Source organism: Variovorax flavidus, assembly GCF_030317145.1.
Taxonomy (GTDB): domain Bacteria; phylum Pseudomonadota; class Gammaproteobacteria; order Burkholderiales; family Burkholderiaceae_C; genus Variovorax; species Variovorax flavidus.
Map to the genome: position 1 here is coordinate 11,382 of NZ_JASZYE010000018.1, position 18,996 is coordinate 30,377.

The 18,996-nt window shown below is 62.1% G+C and carries 15 protein-coding genes and 1 pseudogene; 10 read left to right on the top strand and 6 right to left on the bottom strand.

The features are described from left to right. Positions 1 to 1,207 precede the first annotated feature (1,207 nt). The 3 genes from QTH90_RS30875 to QTH90_RS30885 all read left to right on the top strand — a co-directional run bounded on the left by QTH90_RS30875 (position 1,208) and on the right by QTH90_RS30885 (position 8,127). Positions 1,208 to 2,440 (top strand): AI-2E family transporter, encoded by a 1,233-nt coding sequence (locus QTH90_RS30875; RefSeq protein WP_286668410.1) that lies wholly within the window; start codon positions 1,208 to 1,210, stop codon positions 2,438 to 2,440. Positions 2,441 to 2,754: 314 nt separating this feature from the next. Next, positions 2,755 to 5,772 carry a PAS domain S-box protein gene (locus tag QTH90_RS30880; RefSeq protein ID WP_286668411.1) on the top strand — a complete coding sequence of 1,006 codons (3,018 nt, stop codon included), beginning with the start codon at positions 2,755 to 2,757 and terminating at the stop codon, positions 5,770 to 5,772. A gap of 750 nt (positions 5,773 to 6,522) precedes the next feature. Then, positions 6,523 to 8,127, top strand: coding sequence for an arylsulfatase (locus QTH90_RS30885; protein WP_286668430.1), 1,605 nt, complete (start codon positions 6,523 to 6,525; stop codon positions 8,125 to 8,127). 716 nt (positions 8,128 to 8,843) lie between these two features. Here QTH90_RS30885 and QTH90_RS30890 read toward each other — a convergent pair. Beyond that, entirely contained in the window at positions 8,844 to 10,001 is a 1,158-nt protein-coding gene (locus QTH90_RS30890) for a PAS domain-containing sensor histidine kinase (protein WP_286668412.1), read from the bottom strand. A gap of 379 nt (positions 10,002 to 10,380) precedes the next feature. Here QTH90_RS30890 and QTH90_RS30895 point away from each other — a divergent pair, with 379 nt between their 5' ends. The 4 genes and pseudogenes from QTH90_RS30895 to QTH90_RS30910 all read left to right on the top strand — a co-directional run bounded on the left by QTH90_RS30895 (position 10,381) and on the right by QTH90_RS30910 (position 13,270). Then, a complete protein-coding gene (locus QTH90_RS30895) occupies positions 10,381 to 11,508 on the top strand; it encodes a sensor histidine kinase (RefSeq protein WP_286668431.1) in 1,128 nt (375 codons plus the stop codon). 324 nt (positions 11,509 to 11,832) lie between these two features. Continuing rightward, complete coding sequence (locus QTH90_RS30900) at positions 11,833 to 12,258, top strand: serine/threonine protein kinase (RefSeq protein WP_286668413.1); 426 nt, start codon at positions 11,833 to 11,835, stop codon at positions 12,256 to 12,258. Positions 12,259 to 12,309: 51 nt separating this feature from the next. Next, positions 12,310 to 12,743, top strand: a pseudogene (locus QTH90_RS30905) (VOC family protein). A 200-nt stretch (positions 12,744 to 12,943) separates the two neighbouring features. Next, positions 12,944 to 13,270 carry a hypothetical protein gene (locus tag QTH90_RS30910; protein WP_286668414.1) on the top strand — a complete coding sequence of 109 codons (327 nt, stop codon included), beginning with the start codon at positions 12,944 to 12,946 and terminating at the stop codon, positions 13,268 to 13,270. A 139-nt stretch (positions 13,271 to 13,409) separates the two neighbouring features. Here QTH90_RS30910 and QTH90_RS30915 read toward each other — a convergent pair whose 3' ends face one another. Then, positions 13,410 to 13,553, bottom strand: a complete 144-nt coding sequence (locus tag QTH90_RS30915) for a hypothetical protein (protein ID WP_286668415.1) — start codon at positions 13,551 to 13,553, stop codon at positions 13,410 to 13,412. Between the two features lie 422 nt (positions 13,554 to 13,975). Here QTH90_RS30915 and QTH90_RS30920 point away from each other — a divergent pair, with 422 nt between their 5' ends. From QTH90_RS30920 to QTH90_RS30930, 3 genes are read left to right on the top strand one after another with little or no spacing between them, the layout of a single operon-like run. Then, a complete protein-coding gene (locus QTH90_RS30920) occupies positions 13,976 to 14,314 on the top strand; it encodes a hypothetical protein (protein WP_286668432.1) in 339 nt (112 codons plus the stop codon). Continuing rightward, positions 14,265 to 14,984, top strand: coding sequence for an extracellular catalytic domain type 1 short-chain-length polyhydroxyalkanoate depolymerase (locus QTH90_RS30925; protein WP_286668416.1), 720 nt, complete (start codon positions 14,265 to 14,267; stop codon positions 14,982 to 14,984). Before QTH90_RS30920 ends, QTH90_RS30925 begins: the two co-directional genes overlap by 50 nt. Further along, positions 14,981 to 15,289, top strand: coding sequence for a hypothetical protein (locus QTH90_RS30930; protein ID WP_286668417.1), 309 nt, complete (start codon positions 14,981 to 14,983; stop codon positions 15,287 to 15,289). Before QTH90_RS30925 ends, QTH90_RS30930 begins: the two co-directional genes overlap by 4 nt. A gap of 190 nt (positions 15,290 to 15,479) precedes the next feature. Here QTH90_RS30930 and QTH90_RS30935 read toward each other — a convergent pair whose 3' ends face one another. The 4 genes from QTH90_RS30935 to QTH90_RS30950 form a co-directional block, all read right to left on the bottom strand. Continuing rightward, the gene (locus tag QTH90_RS30935) at positions 15,480 to 16,238 is read right to left on the bottom strand and encodes a phenylacetate--CoA ligase family protein (protein WP_286668418.1); all 759 of its coding nucleotides are present in this window, start codon (positions 16,236 to 16,238) and stop codon (positions 15,480 to 15,482) included. 270 nt (positions 16,239 to 16,508) lie between these two features. Beyond that, positions 16,509 to 16,883 carry a response regulator gene (locus tag QTH90_RS30940; protein WP_286668419.1) on the bottom strand — a complete coding sequence of 125 codons (375 nt, stop codon included), beginning with the start codon at positions 16,881 to 16,883 and terminating at the stop codon, positions 16,509 to 16,511. A 539-nt stretch (positions 16,884 to 17,422) separates the two neighbouring features. Beyond that, positions 17,423 to 17,920, bottom strand: a complete 498-nt coding sequence (locus tag QTH90_RS30945; RefSeq protein WP_286668420.1) for a hypothetical protein — start codon at positions 17,918 to 17,920, stop codon at positions 17,423 to 17,425. A gap of 128 nt (positions 17,921 to 18,048) precedes the next feature. After that, positions 18,049 to 18,915 carry an ester cyclase gene (locus QTH90_RS30950; RefSeq protein WP_286668421.1) on the bottom strand — a complete coding sequence of 289 codons (867 nt, stop codon included), beginning with the start codon at positions 18,913 to 18,915 and terminating at the stop codon, positions 18,049 to 18,051. Between the last annotated feature and the right edge of the window lie 81 nt (positions 18,916 to 18,996).

The window sequence follows — 18,996 nt, forward strand, 5'->3', positions numbered from 1 at the left end:
TCGGTCGAGATCCTTGGCGTGTGCGAGTAGCGCGGTGTCTCGCTGGGACGAATGGCGCTCGAACGTCGGAGCCTGATTTCGGGAGCTTGTACGAGGAAAGGCCATCGTACGCTTCCGGCATCCGGCAGTAGCAATTGCCCTTGGAACGCTTTTCGGCGCAGGCCTCCCGAATGCGGTGTCCCCCGGTTGGCGTAACCAATCCCTCCGGGTCATGTTGGAAACTTCAACGTTCGATCATGGCGGCGAACCTGTCTTCATCGCGAAGCTTTTTCCATCGCGGGTCCAGGCGCAACCACACGCTGAGGTCGCCATATCGGGAACCGTTGGATGGGATCGTTGCTGCCGCGCAATCGCTGCGGCCGAATTGCGGGAGGGTGGCGATCAGAAGGGTTACTCAGCGGGTTGATGGTGAATAGCGATGGCGGCGCGTAGGATGATCTTCGGGCATGTCCGCGCTCGGTGAACGCTGTCGTGAAGGAACAAGCGATGTCAGATGCGATCCAAGATATTGAGGAGCGTGCGCGGCTCATCGAGAGGGCGAAGGTCGAGAAGGATCTGGAGGGACGCCCAAAGACTCTAGCGCGCAGAGACAAGAGTGGCTTTCTTCAGGCTGCATCAGCCACAAAGGGCCAAAAGGTGCGCGCACTGGTCTGGAGGTCCTTCGCTTACGCGCTAGCGGTCGCCTTGTTCATCACTGCTTGCCTCGCATTGATCCTTGTAGCTTGGGACCATGACAGCCTAGAACAAGGAATTCTGGGGTCTTTCGCCCACTACTTGGTAAAAGCGTTTTTCATGTTTCCGCTCGTCCTGGCGTGCATTTGGGCTCTCTCGTACCGCACCATGCAGAGCAACCCGAGGTTCCAAGACGGCGCAGTTACGAAGTCTGGACCGGGAAGTCACCGCACCTGAGCGCTGTTCAGCGCGGGCCTCCCGATGACGTTCGCGCGCCACTGCCGGCACCGATTGCCCACTTCGTGATCACTGGCGCGTGCGGCGGTAACCACTCCGGGACGCTCCACGCAATGGCCGGCACCGTTCCGATTTGGTTAGATGAGGTGTGGCGTGCGCCGGAGTCATAGCGACTTCCTCTTGCGCGTGTCGGCGCACTGTCCCACAGCTCATACGTACGCACGGCCGCATCCTCGTTTGATCCGCGGCTTGGCGTGAGCCTCGTCGCCTGCCTATCACTTTCGATCGGATTTCTTCGATGAACACCGCCAGTGTGCAGCGCACCGTCTTCTTCGTCCTGCTTGCAGGGGTGACCCTCGGATTTCTCTGGATCCTGCAACCGTTCTTCGGCGCAGTGATGTGGGCGATTGCCTTGGCCATCCTTTTCAGTCCGTTGTACAGGAGGCTGAGCAAAGCGATGGGCCGACGCAGGTCGCTCGCGGCGTTGCTGACACTACTGCTGTGTACGGTGGTTGTCATGTTGCCCCTCGCCGCTATCGGCGCTTCCCTGGTGCAGGACATCATGGTGCTGAGCGACAAGATCCAATCGGGGCAGTTGAACTTCGCCGCCTATTTCGAGCAGATCGTTGCCGCCTTCCCACGTTGGCTGACGAATCTGATGAACCGCTTCGGCCTCGGGGACATGACCGGCATCCAGCAGCGTATCGAAGGCCTGGCAGCCCAAGGCAGTCAGTTGATCGCAGCCCGGGCGCTTAGCGTCGGACAGAACACCTTCGAGTTTGTGGTGAGCTTTGGGGTGATGCTCTATCTGCTCTTTTTCATGCTGCGCGACGGCGCGGAGCTATCCAAGACCGTACGCGATGCGTTCCCATTGGCCAAGCCACACACGCACTATTTGTTGAACAAGTTCACGACCGTGACTCGCGCGACGATCAAGGGAAATGTGGCCGTGGCGCTCGTGCAGGGGGGGCTTGGTGGCGTGGCCTTTTGGTTCCTTGGTGTGCAGGGCGCGCTGGTCTGGGGGGTGCTCATGGCGTTCCTTTCGCTGTTGCCCGCCATTGGTGCGGCCCTGGTCTGGCTGCCGGTGGCCCTTTACCTGCTCGCCATCGGGTCAGTGCTCAAGGGCATTGGTCTCATCGCCTTTTGTGTCGTTGTAATCGGCTTGATCGACAACTTGCTGCGACCCCTGCTGGTGGGCAAGGAAACGCAGATGCCAGACTACATCGTCCTAATGTCCACCATTGGAGGTATGGCGATCTTCGGGATCAATGGGTTCGTTCTCGGCCCGATCATTGCGGCGCTATTTATGACAGCGTGGTCGCTGTTTGCCGAGATGAGGCAGGCGGATACGGAAACGGCCGTGGCGGTCCAGACATCCGACGTCGATCGACTCGGCGGTAGCGAGGTTGCAGCGGTCACAGTTCCTCTCGAACGTTTCACTCCGGCGGCAGTGCAAACCCTCTCGACGCCAGAGTTGCCACTGGCGTCGCAGCCCTTCCAGCTCCACCGCATCCATCCGGTCCCAGTGTGATGATGCGGTGCTCGGCCCTAATGCGTGCGTCATAGCTGATCCGACACGATGTTGGCCGCTGCGACCTTCGTGCGGTACACGTAGGCGGTTTCCTACAGGGCGAATACGGAGTCCATTCGCCTTCGCCAATTCATCAAGACAACCTCGAGTGCCGGCGCTTCACAGAACGAAGTGCCGTAGACACGCCTCCGTCCTACGGATGGGAAGGGTTTGCGCTTCCGCACTGCGCACGAATCAAATGTAGAAGTCACTCGCAACGCAAGAGCCCCTTGCCGGGGTCTGCAAACCGACCGGTAGTATCCGCAACCCAGCCCTTGATCGAGGACGAAATGCGAAGCGACCCAGCGCCACTGCCGTTTCTGACCGGAGGCGGCGAAATTGCACAGCTGATAGGGTCGTTGGATTGGGGGCGCACCGGAGTCGGGCCGATTGATCAATGGCCAGCGCACATGAAAACGGCTACGTCGCTGATGCTTCGATCGCTCGTTCCCATGGTGATGCTCTGGGGCAGAGATGGCGTCATGATCTACAACAATGCGTATGCCGTCTTCGCAGGCGAACGCCATCCACGCCTGCTGGGCTCCAGCGTACACGACGGCTGGGACGAGGCCTCCGATTTCATCGACAACGTCATGAAAGTCGTGCTTGCCGGCGGCACGCTCAGCTACCGCGACCAGGAGCTGATGCTGCAGCGGCAGGGGAAGACGGCCCCTACCTGGATGGACCTGGACTATTCGCCGATGCTGGACGAAGCTGGAATTCCGGTCGGCGTGATGGCAATCGTTGTGGAGAACACGGGCAAGGTGATGGCAGAGCGGCACCTGGAGCGAGAGAAGGAACGACTGGCGCAACTGTTCGAGCAGGCACCGAGCTTCATGGCCATGCTGTCAGGGCCATCGCATCACTTCGAACTGGCGAACCCGGCGTACATGCAGTTCGTGGGAAATCGCCAGTTGGTCGGGCGCACTGTGGCGCAGGCGTTGCCAGATGCGGCCGAGCAGGGCTATGTCGACTTGCTCGACAAGGTGTTCCGGACCGGGGAGGTGTATGCGGCCAACGGCGCGAAATTCGCCGTACAGACGCCGGAAAGTGGCCAAGTGCGTGAACGCTATGTCGATTTTGTCTTTCAGCCCATCCGCGACGTGGCGGGCGCTGTGACGGGTATCTTCGTCGAGGGCGTAGATGTCACCGACCGGATGGCGGCGCAAGTCGCGCAACGTGCGAGCGATATGCGCCTCGCGCTCGTCGTCGACGGCGCCAGGGACCATGCGATTTTCGCCACCGACGCCAACGGCGTCATCACGGACTGGTCATCCGGCGCCGAGGAGATCTTCGGCTGGCCGGTGCAGGAGATCGTTGGGCGCGCGGTGTCGGTTCTCTATACCGTCGAAGATCGACGCGACGATGTGCCCAGCCTGGAATTTGCCACCGCGGTTCGCGAAGGCTGCGCCAACGCTGAGCGCTGGCATCTGCGCAAGGACGGGACGCGAGTGTTCATGAGTGGCTCGTTGCGGCCCCTGCCGGCGCCGATAGACGGCGGCGCGGGCGGCTTCCTCAAGATTGCACGGGACGAAACCGCACGCCAGGTCGCACGCGGCCTGCGTGACGCCTTGGCCGACTTTCCCGAGCGCCTGCGCGACATCGACGACCCCGATGAGATCACCTATGCCGCGGCGCGACTTCTGGGCGAAACCCTTCGGGTCAGCCGCGTGGGCTATGGAACGATCAACGTCGCAACCGACACACTGCACGTTGACCGCGACTGGACGGCGCCGGGCGTGGAAAGCCTAGCGGGCGATACGCCGCTGCGCCACTACGGCTCTTTCATCGAGAGCCTGAAGCGCAAGGAGTTCATCAGCATCGTGGATGTCCGGCTGGACGACCGAACATCGCAGGCGTCCGGTGCGCTGGAGGGGCGCAGCGCCCGATCGTTTGTCAACGTGCCGGTGGTGGAGCAAGGCCGGCTGGTCGCGGTGCTCTACGTGAACGATGCGAGCGTCCGTCATTGGTCCTCGGATGAACTCGCCTTTGTGCGCGAAATCGCGGAGCGCACACGCTCCGCGGCGGAGCGCGCGAACGGGGTGCTGTTGCTGCGCGAGGCCAACGAAACGCTGGAGGCCAAGGTGCAGGAGCGCACGCGCGAACTGTTGGCCGCCGAAGCGGCACTGCGCCAGTCGCAAAAGATGGAGGCCATCGGCCAGTTGACCGGTGGCATTGCCCACGACTTCAACAACCTGCTCGGCGCCATGAGCACTAGCCTGCAGGTGCTCTCGCGTCGCCTCGGCGCCGGCAAGTTCGACGACGCTGAGCGTTACATCGGCATGGCGCACGATTCGGTTCGTCGCGCCGCGGCACTCACGCATCGGCTGCTCGCGTTTTCACGCAGGCAGACGCTCGATCCGAAGGCCCTCAATGCGAATCGGTTGATCGGCGGCATGGAGGACCTGGTTCGCCGGACGATGGGCCCGAGCGTCGAGGTGGAGGTCGTGGGTGCGGGCGGGCTTTGGTCCACGAAAGTCGATGGCGCGCAACTCGAAAGCGCCTTGCTAAACCTTTGCATCAACGCGCGCGATGCGATGGCGCCTCATGGCGGCAGACTGACGATCGAAACCGCCAACAAGTGGCTCGACGCGCGCTCTGCGGCCGAACACGATCTGGCGCCCGGGCAGTACATCTCGATTTGCGTGACCGATACAGGGACGGGGATGTCGGCTGCCACGATCGCGCGTGCTTTTGAGCCGTTTTACACGACCAAGCCGATGGGGCAGGGCACCGGGCTGGGCCTGTCGATGGTGTACGGCTTCGTTAGGCAGTCGGGTGGGCAAGTGCGGGTCTATTCGGAACTGGGTCAGGGCACGACGATGTGCCTCTACCTGCCGCGCCATGTCGGCGAAGCCGAATCCGAGCCGGTGCTGCTGCCCGAAGAGGCGTCGAGCCCGGGTGAGGGCGAAACCGTCCTGGTCATCGAGGACGAGGCGACGATCCGGATGCTGATCGTCGAAGAACTCGAGGAGGCCGGCTATCGTGTGCTGTCGTCCCAGGACGGGCTGGGCGGGCTTCGCATGTTGCAGTCCGGCACGCGCATCGATTTGCTGCTGACCGACGTTGGCTTGCCCGGCGGCTTGAATGGTCGGCAGGTCGCGGATGCTGCCCGCGTGACGCGGCCCGCGCTGAAGGTGCTATTCATCACCGGCTATGCGGAAAACGCGGCGGTGGGCAACGGCATGCTCGAGCATGGCATGGAGGTGGTAACCAAGCCCTTCGACATTGCGGCGCTGGCGCGCAAGGTCCGAGCCATGGTGGAGACCCAGGCTGTGCCTCCTCCATTCTGAAATTCAAGTTCAAGCGGACCAGGCCGTTCTGGGCGCCCTGACACTGAGCATTTAGATGGTCGAGGCAGGCGCATACAGCTAGCCCCGGCGCGAGGGTCGTCGCATGAGCGGTCCGCGCGGCCGACGCGCGAGCAGGACGTACGTCCGGGGGGAAGCGGAACCGGCGCACGGGACGTGGCCCAGACCCTCAGTACCCGGCCGCCGGCTTGGGTTAGGAGTTCGATGAACAGCAATGAGGTCCAGAGTTACAGGCCAGGGCCAAGTTTGAAATCGCGTTTGAGCGCATGTCGCTCGGCATGGAGCGCCTGGCTCCGGGTTGTGGGACGAGAGGTCGCGTGATCTCGAGGCGGCAGTGCAAGTGGCGCGGGACGCGCTCGACTAGATCGAGGCGGCGTGCGGGCGCGGCTAAAGTTGAGTCATTTCCATGAGCCCCGATTACCACTCCGCCCGGCGCGAATGGCGGCCGCTCGATTGGGTTCCAGTAACGCGATGGCCCAGTCGATGAAGGGGTGTGAGCCCGGCTATGTCTGAAAAGCCTTGGAACCGGTCATAGGTTCTGAGATCGCATTGGGCGCCTGAATGACCGCAGTCGGCGGCACAGCGTGAATTCGCCGAGCGCCCGGGAAGGGCAGCAAACGCTGCCGCGGAGCCGACGTACAACGGTCGATGATGACCGGCAAGGTAGGGCCCTTTGCAGGTCTTGGCTAATGCAGATCCAGCACCCTAAAGCAGTCGTCCCCTTGCACCTTGGTGCAATGGCTTCTACGGACAGGGCGGGTTAGATTCGTAGATTGTTTGCTGAGCCGACAAGCCCACCTTCGTAAGGAGTCCTCAATGGCCGACAAGCCGAACATTCTGGTAATCATGGGCGACGACATCGGATGGATGAATCCGAGCATCTACCACCGGGGGATGATGGGCTACAGGACGCCCAACATCGACCGCATAGGCAACGAAGGCGCGATGTTTACCGACTGGTATGGCCAGCAGAGTTGCACGGCAGGGCGGTGCGCATTCATCACGGGGCAGTGCCCCATTCGACCCGGGCTGACGAAGGTCGGGCTCCCCGGTGCAGACATCGGCCTTCAACCGGAAGATCCGACGATCGCCGAAGTGCTTGGTCCACTCGGCTACGTCTCGGGGCAGTTCGGCAAGAACCACCTTGGCGACAAGAACAAGTTCTTGCCCACCGTCCACGGCTTCGACGAGTTCTTCGGCAATCTCTACCACCTCAACGCCGAGGAAGAGCCAGAGGATCCGCAGTATCCGAAGGATCCTCGCTTCAAGGCGATGTTCGGCCCGCGAGGTGTCTTGAAGTCCAAGGCGACTGACAAGGACGACTTGACCGACCAGCCGCGATGGGGACCTGTCGGCAAGCAGACCATCGAAGACACAGGGCCTCTGACCAGGAAGCGCATGGAAACGGTGGACGAGGAATTCGTTGGCGCCGCTCTCGACTTCATGGATCGCCATGCAAGGGCCAGGAAGCCATTCTTTTGCTACGTCAACACGACGCGGATGCATGTCTGGACTCACCTGAAGCCTGCGTCACAGGGCGTGACCGGCCTCGGTTTGTACCCAGACGGGATGGTAGAGCTCGACGGCTTCGTCGGCCAGTTGATCGACAAGGTTGATGAACTCGGCATCGCCGAGAACACGATCGTGATCTTCACGACCGACAACGGCGCCGAGGTGATGACCTACCCTGATGGAGGGCAGACGCCATTTCGCGGCGAGAAAGCCACGAACTGGGAAGGCGCCTTTCGCGTCCCGATGGTGATGCGCTGGCCCGGCGTCATCAAGCCGGGCACGATCGTCAACGACATCTGCGCCCACGAGGATCTGCTGGTGACTTTCGCAGCAGCGGCTGGCGATCCCGACGTCAAGGAGAAGTGCCTCAAGGGTTCGAAGTTCGGCGAGAAGTCTTTCCACGTCCACCTCGACGGCTACAACCTCATGCCGGCCTTCAAGGGAGAGACGAAAGAGTGGCCGCGCCAGGAATTTATCTACTGGAACGACGATGGACAGCTGTGCGGCATCCGGCTGAAGAACATCAAGCTGAACTTCCTCCAGCAGATGGCGACCGGCCTGGACGTTTGGACCAAGGAATTCACGAACTACCGCATCCCCCGGGCTTACAACCTGCGGTCAGACCCTTTCGAGAGGGCGGACGAAAGCGCAAAGCCGTTCGAGACTTCCAACCAGCTGTTCTTCATCGTGCCAGCGCAGGCCGTCGTCGCGAAGTGGTTGAGCACCTTCAAGGACTTTCCGCCTCGCCAGAAGCCGTCGAGCTTCAATGTGGATGACGTTTTACGGAAGCTGGAAGATGCGGCAGCGAAAGGGCCGGGGCGGTAGTCGGTGGGTTCAAGCGATGGCGGGGCGGAAAAGCCGTCGTTGGTGGATAGCGGCTCCTGGCCGACTGTAGCCTGTCGGCTACCAGGCGCTTCGGGCCCAAACCGGCTGTACGCCTTCCTCCAAAGCAGCCGTTCACCACCCGTTCTAGGCATACCGCTCGCGGGCATTGAGATTGGGGTGGCCCAAACACACGCAATGGTGTTGGTCACGGGCAACGGCGTTCCGGACGTAGCGCTCTCTGTCCGCGCATGCACCGTCCAGGCCAACCGCGCTTATTGAGACCTTCGTCCGCGGCTCGCCGACATGTCGGCCACATTGCCCCAGGTCCCTACGTTGGACGACTTCAGCAGGGGAGACGCATCGCCTATGGCGGCGAGTTCGTCGGCTGCGGCCCACAACGCACTACCGAATTCCTGCATGCGCTGGGCTGCTGGCCCGGGATGTCGCGGCCGAATAGAGCGCCGCGATCACTACCGTTGCCGTGACGGCGCCGGCCATGGTCCTGAGTTCAAGACCAACGAGACCAGGGCGAGGGTGGTGGATGGCGCGTTGGAGCCCAGTGCCGCACTCGTGGTGGCACCGTGCTCAGGGCTGGCGCTCGCTGTCGTGCAGAGGCATTGGCTCGATGTCGGTCGGCTCGCGCAGATTCCTTGATCCTCGACGGGTGGCGTCGAGTTTGTGGCCGTCCGCCGCGCGGTAGGCGTCCCGGCAGCGCTTCAGGGCCCCGAAGCGTCTTCCATCGAGGGCGCGCGCAGCGGAAGGCGCACGGTGAACTCGCTGCCGCGGCCCTTGCCGTCGGAGCGCACCTCGACGAAGCCCTGATGGGCATCGACCAGATCCTTGACTAGAGAGAGACCGACGCCGAAGCCGCCTTGGGCCTGGTGCGGGTTTTCCTGCGTGAACAGCTCGAAGATGACCGGTAGCAGGTCGGACGGGATCCCCTGGCCGTCGTCGCTCACCTTGATCACGGCCTGATCGATCTCGACCGTGCAGTGCAGCCAGATCCGCCCGCCGCGCGGCGTGTACTTGACGGCGTTGTGCAGCAGGTTGAACACGATCTGATGCACCCGCGCCTTGTCAGCGTGCAGCCGGATGGGCGCCGGAGGCGTCAGCACCTCGAGCGTCTGCAGCTTGGCCTTCGCATCGGGCGTGACGACTGCCGCGATCTCCCGCAGGTCGACGCCGAGATCGAAGGTGGACTTCACGAGTTGCAGCTTGCCCGCCCCGAAGCGGGCCACCTCGGCCAGATCCTCCATCATCCTTTCCATCTGGGCGACCTGGCGCTTGACGACGTTGAGCGGCATCGTCAGTTCGGCGGTGACCAGGCCACGCCGCTCCACCACGTCGGTGACGCTGCGGATGGGGCCGAGCGCGTTGCGAACCTCGTGCGTCAGCCGGCCGAAGAAAACGTCCCGGCCCCGCAAGGCGTCGTGGGCGTGGTCAAGACGATTTTCGGTCGTTTCCATCTGGGCGCGCAGGTTGGTGCGGTCGCACATGGTCTTCGCATAGCCGACGTGCCGGTCGCCCTCATGTAGGGCAACAAGGCTGCCCGCAACCCAGATGCGCGTGCCGTCTTTGCGAACGTGCCACCGGTCGTCTTCGGAATGGCCCATGGCGAGCGCGACGGTCCGTTCCATGTCCGCGAGGCCCAATGCCAAGTCCTCAGGCACGAAGATGATGTCGAGCGGCTGGCCAATCACCTCGTCCTCCCCATGGCCGAGCATCGCCTCGGCCGCGCCTCGCCAACCGGTGATGCGTCCGGCCGCGTCCAGCAGCACGAATGCGAAATCGGGGGCCTGCTGCCAGAGGAGCTCGAGTGCGCGCTCCGGTGTGACGCCAGGCGTGCTGCTGTGGTCGTTCTGAGTGCCGCCCATGGCCCCATCGTGCGCTTGCGAAGGGGCTTCGACAATAGGCCAAGGCTGCATTCGCTGCATTCGCTGCTCTGGCGCTCGGGAAGCCCGGCGATGGCAGCCCAAGACATACCTGCCGTCGACATCGGCGCACGAAACTGCGTTCGCCGAGCGGCGGGTCACACCGCAGTTCGGAAGGGAGAAGCAGAATCCACTATTGAAGAGGGGCTATGCCAGCCCCGACGGACAGGGTTCCCGGCCGGTTCGCGTCCGACATCGCGCACAGAGCGCATGATGTGAGTTCATGGCCGAGCCGAGCCGCGCCGAAGCGCGCCGGGGGCGCCGAGTCTCTCCACTGAACATTTCGACTTTGCTGAAGCCGGCGTTACTCATGGAGGACCATATGCATAGATTCCTCTACAACCACCGCGACGAACTCATTGAACGGTGCAAGGCCAAGGTTGCACAGCGGCCCAGGCGAGCAGCCACGCCGGCGCAGCTTGCCAACGGCGTTCCGATTTTTCTGGACCAGTTGATGAGAACGCTGGAAGCGCAGGAAAACGGCGAGGTCGACGAGAGCTTCAGGATTTCAGGTGCCGCTGGCGGCGACGCAGCTGCCTTGTCCGAGATGGGCCTGAGCGCCGCTGCGCACGGTAAGGAGCTTTTGGAGCTCGGCTTTTCCGTCGACCAGGTGGTGCACGACTACGGCGATCTTTGCCAGGCCATCACAGACCTCGCCGTTGAACTCGACGCCCCATTCTCCGTCGACGAATTTCGCACGCTGAACCGTTGCCTCGACAACGCGATTGCCGACGCGGTCACCGAGTTCGGCATCTGGCGGGACGCCAGCGTCGCACTTCAACAGACCGCCGATGAGAACGAGCGCCTGGGCGTGCTGGTGCACGAGCTGCGGAACTATTTGCACACTGCAACGCTTGCATTCACGGCCCTGGAGTCGGGAAGGGTTCCCGTCGGCGGCGCAACCGGCGCCGTGCTGAAAAGGAGCCTGACTTCGTTGGCGACCCTGCTCAACGTGTCGCTGTTCCAGGTCAAGGGCACGGCCGAAGCGCCTCAGGAGGCAGCCTTTTCGGTCGCGTTGTTCGTCGCGGAGGCCAGGAACGTCGCCTCGCTCGACGCGAGCGCTAAGGGCTGCACCTTCTTGGTCCCCGACGTCGACGCCACGCTGGGCATCTCCGGCAATCGGGAACGGCTCCTGGCGGCTTTGGTGAACTTGCTTCAGAATGCCTTGAAGTTCACCCATGCTCACACCGAGGTCACACTGAGCGCCCATACCGAAGGCGACTATGTCTTGGTCGACGTCAAGGACCACTGCGGAGGTCTTCCTCCAAACGCTGCCTCGCGCATCTTCAAGCCCTTTGTTCAAGTCGGGGAGAACAAGAGCGGGTTGGGACTCGGTCTTTCCATTGCGCGACGAAGCGTCGAGGCGGATGGAGGCGTTTTGACCGTTCGGGACGTACCTGGCACGGGCTGTGTCTTCACCATCAAGCTTCCGCGAAGGATGCTTGACTAGCTGGAAGGAGCCGTTGCGGGCGACGTCTGCTTCTCGGCTGGGTGAGCCCAACAGTCGAAAGTCCGTTCAAGGACGACCCTAGGTGTTGACGCCGGCGCAAAATTCAGAGTAGTGCGGTCGAGGAAGAGGATTCAAGCATTAGCGAAGAGCTTTCTGGCCGCGGCGAATTGCGTGGGGATATGCATTAGGAAGCTCTCCCGCAGACCTCGGAGGCAGACGTGCAGACCTACATCTGCGGGGCCGGAACCTGACAGTCTGGACGCAACACCTCTCCAAAATTGGTAACGCCCTCAATTGGGGGCAACACTCGCTTGGGAGACCGCCATGAAGCAGAGAAAGATTTTCACCACAGTTGCGCTCGTCGGCATCCTCAGCCTCTCGAGCAGCGTTCTTGCTCAGACCACAGCGCAGCCTGCTGCAACTGATCCTGCAAAGGGAGGACAGGCCAGCACGAAAACGCCTGCCGGCGTCGCGAATCGGACGCAGCGTCCCGACGGAAGCAATCCTGCACGTGAAGAAGTGAAATCCGAAGCTCGCTCAGAAAACCGCAGTCCGGCGAATACCACGGTTCCAAAGGGCGAACCTTCGACCATGACTAACAACCAGCCAAACGCCCCGCAGCCGACGGGTGCGATGAGCCGAGCAGAGGTGAAGCCGAGCAAGGGTGACCTAAAACCCCAAGCGGGCGTGAAGGGCGAGCGGCCCGATGTGCCGACGAATCCCAAGGAGAAAACGGGCACGCCTCAATAGTTCTTGCTGAGCGCAGGCATGTCTCACGCCAGCGCCGCCAGATCGAAGGACATGACAATCAATCGAATGGACAACGTCCTGATCGTTGTCGACGATCTCGAAAAGGTGAAGGCGTTCTTTGTAGAGTTGGGGTTCGAGCTTGAGGGGCAAACCACCGTGGAAGGGCCTTCTGTCGGCAGCTTGATAGGGCTTGGAAACGTCCGAGCCACCATCGCGATGCTACGGACTCCTGATGGGCAGGAGTTGGACTGGACAAATTCCACACGCCGAGCGCAGTCAGGTTCGGGCCCGTGGACGCGCCGGTGAACGCTCTGGGTCTTCGTCGCATCATGTTTGCCGTCGACGACATCGATGCTGTCCTCGCGCAGATGCCGGCCTACGACGCAGAACTCATTGGCCAGATGCAATACGAGAAATCGTACCGGCTTGCCTATATTCGTGGGCCTGAAGGAATCATCGTCGGGCTTGCCGAGCAACTTGGGTGAAGGCGGCCGGCTTTGCTCGCTCGCCAGCATTTCTATGCCCGCTGTGCGCCAAACGCCCCTCTGCGAAGGGCCCAAATCGCTTGACCTCTGCGCCAGCTCGCTCTCGCTGCCATCGCTTCGGAGGCCGGCCTGATATGAGGCGGGCACCCTAATCTCGAGCTTGACGATGCCACCTCCGGCTGGCAATGTTGCATTGCAGCATGAAAACGCCTGGCCTTACCCCCACTCTGCGGCTGCGCCTTGAAGATCTCGGCGCGGAGATCGCTTACGCTCGCCGAGAAGCTGACCTAGCGAACTTGGCAGCCATCTGCTATTGCGAAGTTCGTTCATGGGCCAGATGCGCGGGGGAAAAGCAGGTGGCTGATCTTGCATGGGACCTATGTATTCAAGCGCCACCGCTGAACAAGGTCGCGTTCCTCGGTCAGATTGATCGCCTGATCGCGGAGCTCGAGGAGTCGTGCATGCGCGCCGGAATCGATCTGGTTGCTGCGACGTTGCGCTCCGCCCGGGCCCCATCGCACAACTGAGCAACGAGAGAATCCGCGGCATCGTGTTGGCCTCCGCCGCCAGCGGAATCTCTCGGCCGGCCGACTTCGATTTGACTCAGGTGGTGCTGGACCATGATCATGCATGGCCCTTGCGTGTGCTCAAGTGCCACTGCCACGTTCAACGCACAATTTCTGCCATGAGAACCCGCCTTCTACCCATCTTGTATCGCCACGCATGGTGGTTGCCCGGCGCATGGTCCGCCATCGCGGCCGCCTTGGCCGCTGCCACATTGCGACCAGGTGAACACAGCATCATGCTCATGGCCGCAATCCTTTGCGCTCTGCCATGGTCCCTCGCGCTACTGCTGTTGGACCCTGGCCAAGGGTTTGCAGATCGTGCGGCAGTCATCGTCATCGTCGGCCTCTTCGCCAACGTAGCCTTGACCTGGTGGGCCACGGCCCTCCTCCGAGCCCGCTTCCGTTCGGCCGGCCAGCTCAACGCGATTCGCTAGCCAGTCTCGACCGTCGCGAGGAATTGGCTCGACGGCAACGTCGAGAGGTGCGCTCGGCTTGTGTGCGCTACGACCGTCAGGGCTATCACCGGGATCCTAGAAGCCCTGACATCATCACGATCAAGCGTCCGCTTCGGAACAACTGCTATGACTGCAGTGGGCCGAGGGTGTGTGGAAACATCTCAGATGGTCGCCTATATTGAGCCAACCCGTCTGAACGAGGTGGTGGCCCATGAAGCGATTCATCGAAGGCGAGGACCGTCAGCAGGTCACGCTACTGCCAGAGTGCCTTGACGACTACATGGCGAAGACAATCCCGTTCATGACATTCAATCCGTTTCTCTCCTGGTTCCAGATGGTGTCTGAGGCTGGAGTCACATTCTTCCCGTCGGCATCGCCAGGACCCGCAACAAGTCCGTCCGTGCCGATGACGACCGTCCATGACGACTACAGCCTGTGCGTGCCGGCCAGTGCGACGCGCCGCGCGGCGCCGATGGTCGTGATGCTCCACGGCGCGGGCCATGAATCCAGGCGACTTTGCGGCCGGCACGGCGATGAACTCGGCGGCTGAGCGATATGGATTCGTTGTGCTTTATCCGGCGCAACCTACCAGTGCTAACGCGCTCCAATGCTGGAATTGGTTCGATCGGGCCCATCAAACGCGCAGCCAGGGCGATCCTGCGCGCATCGTTGCACTCACCCTGCAGATTTCGAATGAGCAAAGAATCGATCCAGATCGCATCTACGTCGCCGGCCTGTCAGCCGGCGGTGCAATGGCTGCGCTGCTGGGTGATTTTTTTCCTGAAGTGTTCGCTGCTGTCGGTGTGCACTCGGGTCTGGCAGCGCGTGCTGGGGTCGATTTGTCCTCCGGCTTGGCGGCGCTGCGAGGCGCCCCGTACGAAGTGAGCGCCGCGCGCGAAATGCCGACGATCGTTTTCCACGACGACAGGGATGACGTGGTGCACCACGTCAATGGAACTCGGGTCATCGAAGCATCGTTGGGAGCCGACTGCGCCTTCGAATCCTGCGAGCAGACCGGCTCCGATGGACGGCGGTTCACCCGGCGCAACTACGTTAAGCAATGCTCTGGCGTGCGTGGCGAACATTGGACCCTGCACGACGCGGCGCACGCATGGTCGGGCGGTAGCCTGGCCGGGTCTTTTGCCGATCCGCTGGGACCGCATGCCGGCGAGGAGATGCTGCGCTTCTTCGAAACCCAAGCACGCAACTTGTTGCGTTGAGCGCAAAGGCGTTGGCAAGTACTGAACACTGGGATCTGAAGGAGATCTCTGGTGAACTCCCCGGGGTACTCACAAGGAAACAATCCGCTGCACCTTTCCGCTGCGCCCGCGCCGCTTGCCTCGCCGCTGCGGCATTTGATGTGGACGCCGTGCGCACCTTGCCCTATCAGAAAGTGCGCGAGCGCCACTCGTGCCCCCTGCAGGCTCGAATCGGCCGTCTTGCCGTGCATGCTTGTGCGAAGCAGAAGACCGCAGGGGCCCTGTTGCTCCAGCTGAAAGTCGAACAGACCCGCGTCGTCTTCTAGCACCGTACTGACGGCCAGCGGGGAGATACGCACCGTCCGCGCGCCTGGTCCGCCTAATTGCAGCATTTCGTCGTTGCGACCCTGCACATCGATCACCGGATGATGAGAACCGCACGCACAGACCGCAGCCTGCAACGTCACGCGGTCGCCAAGGTCGTAGCGAATCAGTGGCTGCACATGATTGGCAAGGTTAGGTCGCGCCGACCTCCCCCGCCGGTACTCCTCGGCCACGCTTGTCGACGGATTCGAGGATCGCCCAGTCGCTGTTCAGATGTACGCTGCCGCAACGGCATTCGAAGGCCAGAGGTAAGAACTCCGAGGCCCCGTAGCTGATGGTCACACGGCAGTTCAGTGCCAGTTGCACATACGCGCGGGTAGACGCCGACAGATCTTCACCACCCGTCGAAAGCTCGCGCGGGACCGCGCTGAGCCGTCCGGCAAGCCGTTCCTCCGCGAGCAGCACTGCGACGCTGGGGTAGGTAGCAACCACGGTCGGCGCCAGCGCGTTCTGCTGTGCGACCAGGTCGCTAGCGCGCTGCAGGAACGAGATGCCGTGCAGGCTGCCGGCCAGCGCCGGATTCAATCGGTGCAGGCGCTCCATTGACACCCAACTCGCGAAGTGTCCGCCCGTGGCGCCGACGAAGGCGACTCGCTCCCCAACGGACAACGGGTTGGCCGTCCGCCTCAGCCCGGGCCCGCGCCAGAACCCGAGTGTGTCGTACACCGCCATCGCCTTGGGATCCTGCGCGAAAACGGCGGGCTCGCCGCTGCTGCCTGAACTCTCCCACACCACGTAGCGGTCCAAAAAAGGGGCGGCGATGCACAAGCGGTCGGACACGAAGCGGCGCAGCGCGTCGAGGCGAAGCGTCGGATCGGTGACCCAGTCGTCAAACCGCTGCATCAGTTCAGCCTTGCGCGCGATCGGCAGATCAGCGAGGCGTGAATGCATCGGATTTCGGCCTGCAAACACCTTGCGGTAGTGCGCCGACCCGCGGGCCGCTGAACTCAGCAGGCTAGCCAAACGCTGCGCACGAAGGCTGGCAAGCGTTTCCGAGCGCGCATGCGTGGCCAAAGCGACGTCAGCGGTGACAGAACTTGTTAGCCACGGATCGAATGGAGGTGGCAAGGTGTATGGCGAAAGCCTGTAGGTGATGGCGGGAGGAGTCGCGCCTGGCGGTAGCAGGACTAGGAGGAGATCGCGTTGAATTGAATGTGTGCTCTATCCTGGTTGCCTGCTCAGGCAGTAATCGAAGAACGCTTCCAGCTCTGTTGACTTGTCGAACACCAGATCCGCCCCAGCATCCTTGAACGCCGCGCGTGTTGCTTGCGTTGGATAGTTGGTGAGGACGACCACGCGCTGGTTTGCCCCGCGACCGTCGCACCACCGCACGACGCCGATGCCGGTGCCCTCCTTCAGGAAAAAATCAACGACGGCTAGATCCCACTTCCCCTTGTGAAGCGCCAGCCAGTTGATAGCTTCCTCTTCGGCTTCGGCGACGGCGATGACGCTTGCGGAGCCCAGTTCTTGGAGGGCAGGGATGAGGTTGGCTCTGATCTGCGGGTTGTCTTCGACGAGAAAAACGGAAATGGCCATATCAAGTCCCCTGTAGGTCACACGCTAGGGACGAAGAGCAAGAGCCGTCCGTGAGTCCTGAAGCCTTATCGGCGTAGGCGCTTTCGGCGTGGTAGACATCCACCGACGTCATGCGCGCTGGAGAAACCACGAGCCTAAGTACGGTATCAAACACACGAAATCGATTCTGGAGATAGCTGGCGCCGTCCAGGCGCCGCACGACTTGAGGCACAGAATCCGATGGTCGATTTCGAGGACGTCAAGAAGAGCGGTCTGCTCTCCGCAGTACCGGTGGCGGAGCTTCAGCGCTGGCTCCGCAAATCGAACCCGTCGAGCTCCCTCTCGGCCGCCTGCTGTACGAGCCCGGCGCCACGATCACCCCCGTGTACTTTCCGACGACCGCGTTCGTCTCGCTGCCGTACTGGAGAACGGCGGATCTGCAGAAATCGCAGTGATCGGCGACGAGGGATCGTGGGTATCGCGCTGTTCATGGGCGGCGACTCGACCTCCTGGCCAACTGTAGCCTCTTGCGCTTGACGGAGCCTCGGCCCAAAGAACGCTCAGCGCAAAGGTCGCGAATGCATGCCGGCCGATGTGAGGATTGAAGCCAACACCGATGGGTCTGACGGCAAGAGGCCAAGGCCGTTCCTACGCTCAGGGCTACCTACTATCACCCAATAGGGATACTGGTTCGCACCCTCTTCCTCGGCTTCACACACCTCAATAGCGGCGTTCAGCGCGAAGCCCATGAAGTAGTGACCATCGGGAGGATAGTTCGGGCTGAACCGCTCTTCGAATACCGTAACGCCTAGGGCCGAAAATACCAACTCGGCCTGAGTTTTCAGGTCAACGCTGTCCGAATGCCGTTCCACTGACAAGTCGCCTCGACGGCTAGGTGACTCCTGAGGCGCGCGGCGGCGCGCGTTTCGCTCAATGTAGAAATCCTTTGTTGGCAGCATCAGTCCGAAAATTCCTGCAATCAACAACCCAAAGGTTGGCAAGAAGAACAGAAACCACGAAACGGAGACGCTCGCCAGCGCGGCAATCAGCAACGACAACGAGACACGGTCCGATAACGGCTCAGCACATTCGTGCGCATGCACTCCTCGCGCTCGCCGATACGGCAGAATTCTCCAGTTCCGTGCAGACGACGGGCGCCAACTCGACCGACATGGCAGTCGGGCCCTTAGGTGACCGCCTGCACAGCTTCCCCGCAGCCACATCGGCCAGTGGACCCTGCCAGGGCCACCATCTTTTGGCAAGCGTGGCAGCGCCGGTATTGCTTGCCGTGCTGGAGCCGCGTGAAGACATCGATAGCGGCTCCCTCGATCCCGGGCGTTGCAAAGAACTTGGACATCGCCTGAGCATGCGGGCCGCTATGCATTGCAGACTTCATTTCCTCAGGAGACGCCCAGGTGACAATCGTTGTCAAACGGTGGCCACCAACTACGCTGGTGAATGTCTGCATGGCATCGCCCGCCATGAGTTCAGCCAAAACGTGACGCGATAGCTCGTTGACGAAGACCGTATTTTCGTCGTCACGCGCGACAATTTCGGTGACGGTCAAGGTCTGGGCATCGGCCAGGAGGCTGCGACGCACCGTGGTGCCCTTGCCCAAGGTTATCGGCCCCAGTTCCTTTGGCTGAACGATGATTTGCCACCCCATTTGCCGCTGCAAGGTGGCTGAGTCGAAATAGCCGACCACGCTCTTGACTCCGTCCGGGGAAGTCTGAACCACATCGAGTCCAGGCAGGAATGCGGGCTTCCCCGTCGGCGGGAGGCCCAGCAGCGACCCGGTGTTGGTCCCCAGCATGGTCCACGCGGCGCACACGACGCCGTCAGATGCCGCGTCCATGCGCCCCGGTTCGAAGCTCAAGTCGGGAAACGCCGACCAAAGCTGCTCCATGTAGGACCGAAACGCTTCACCCGCAACCGGACCCGCCGTAACGGGGTCGCAGTACGTACCACCCGGGGCAAACGTTTCGAGCACGGCTCCCGCATCACGCAGGTTCCAAGCTGAGAAATACCGCTGGGCCAGTTCCACGGAATCCATGATCGTGCTCCTGGTTGGGTCGTACAGGCCCGCGGAGCGATGCGTTGCCTACTGCGTTCAACGTTCACGCGGGCGCGCTCA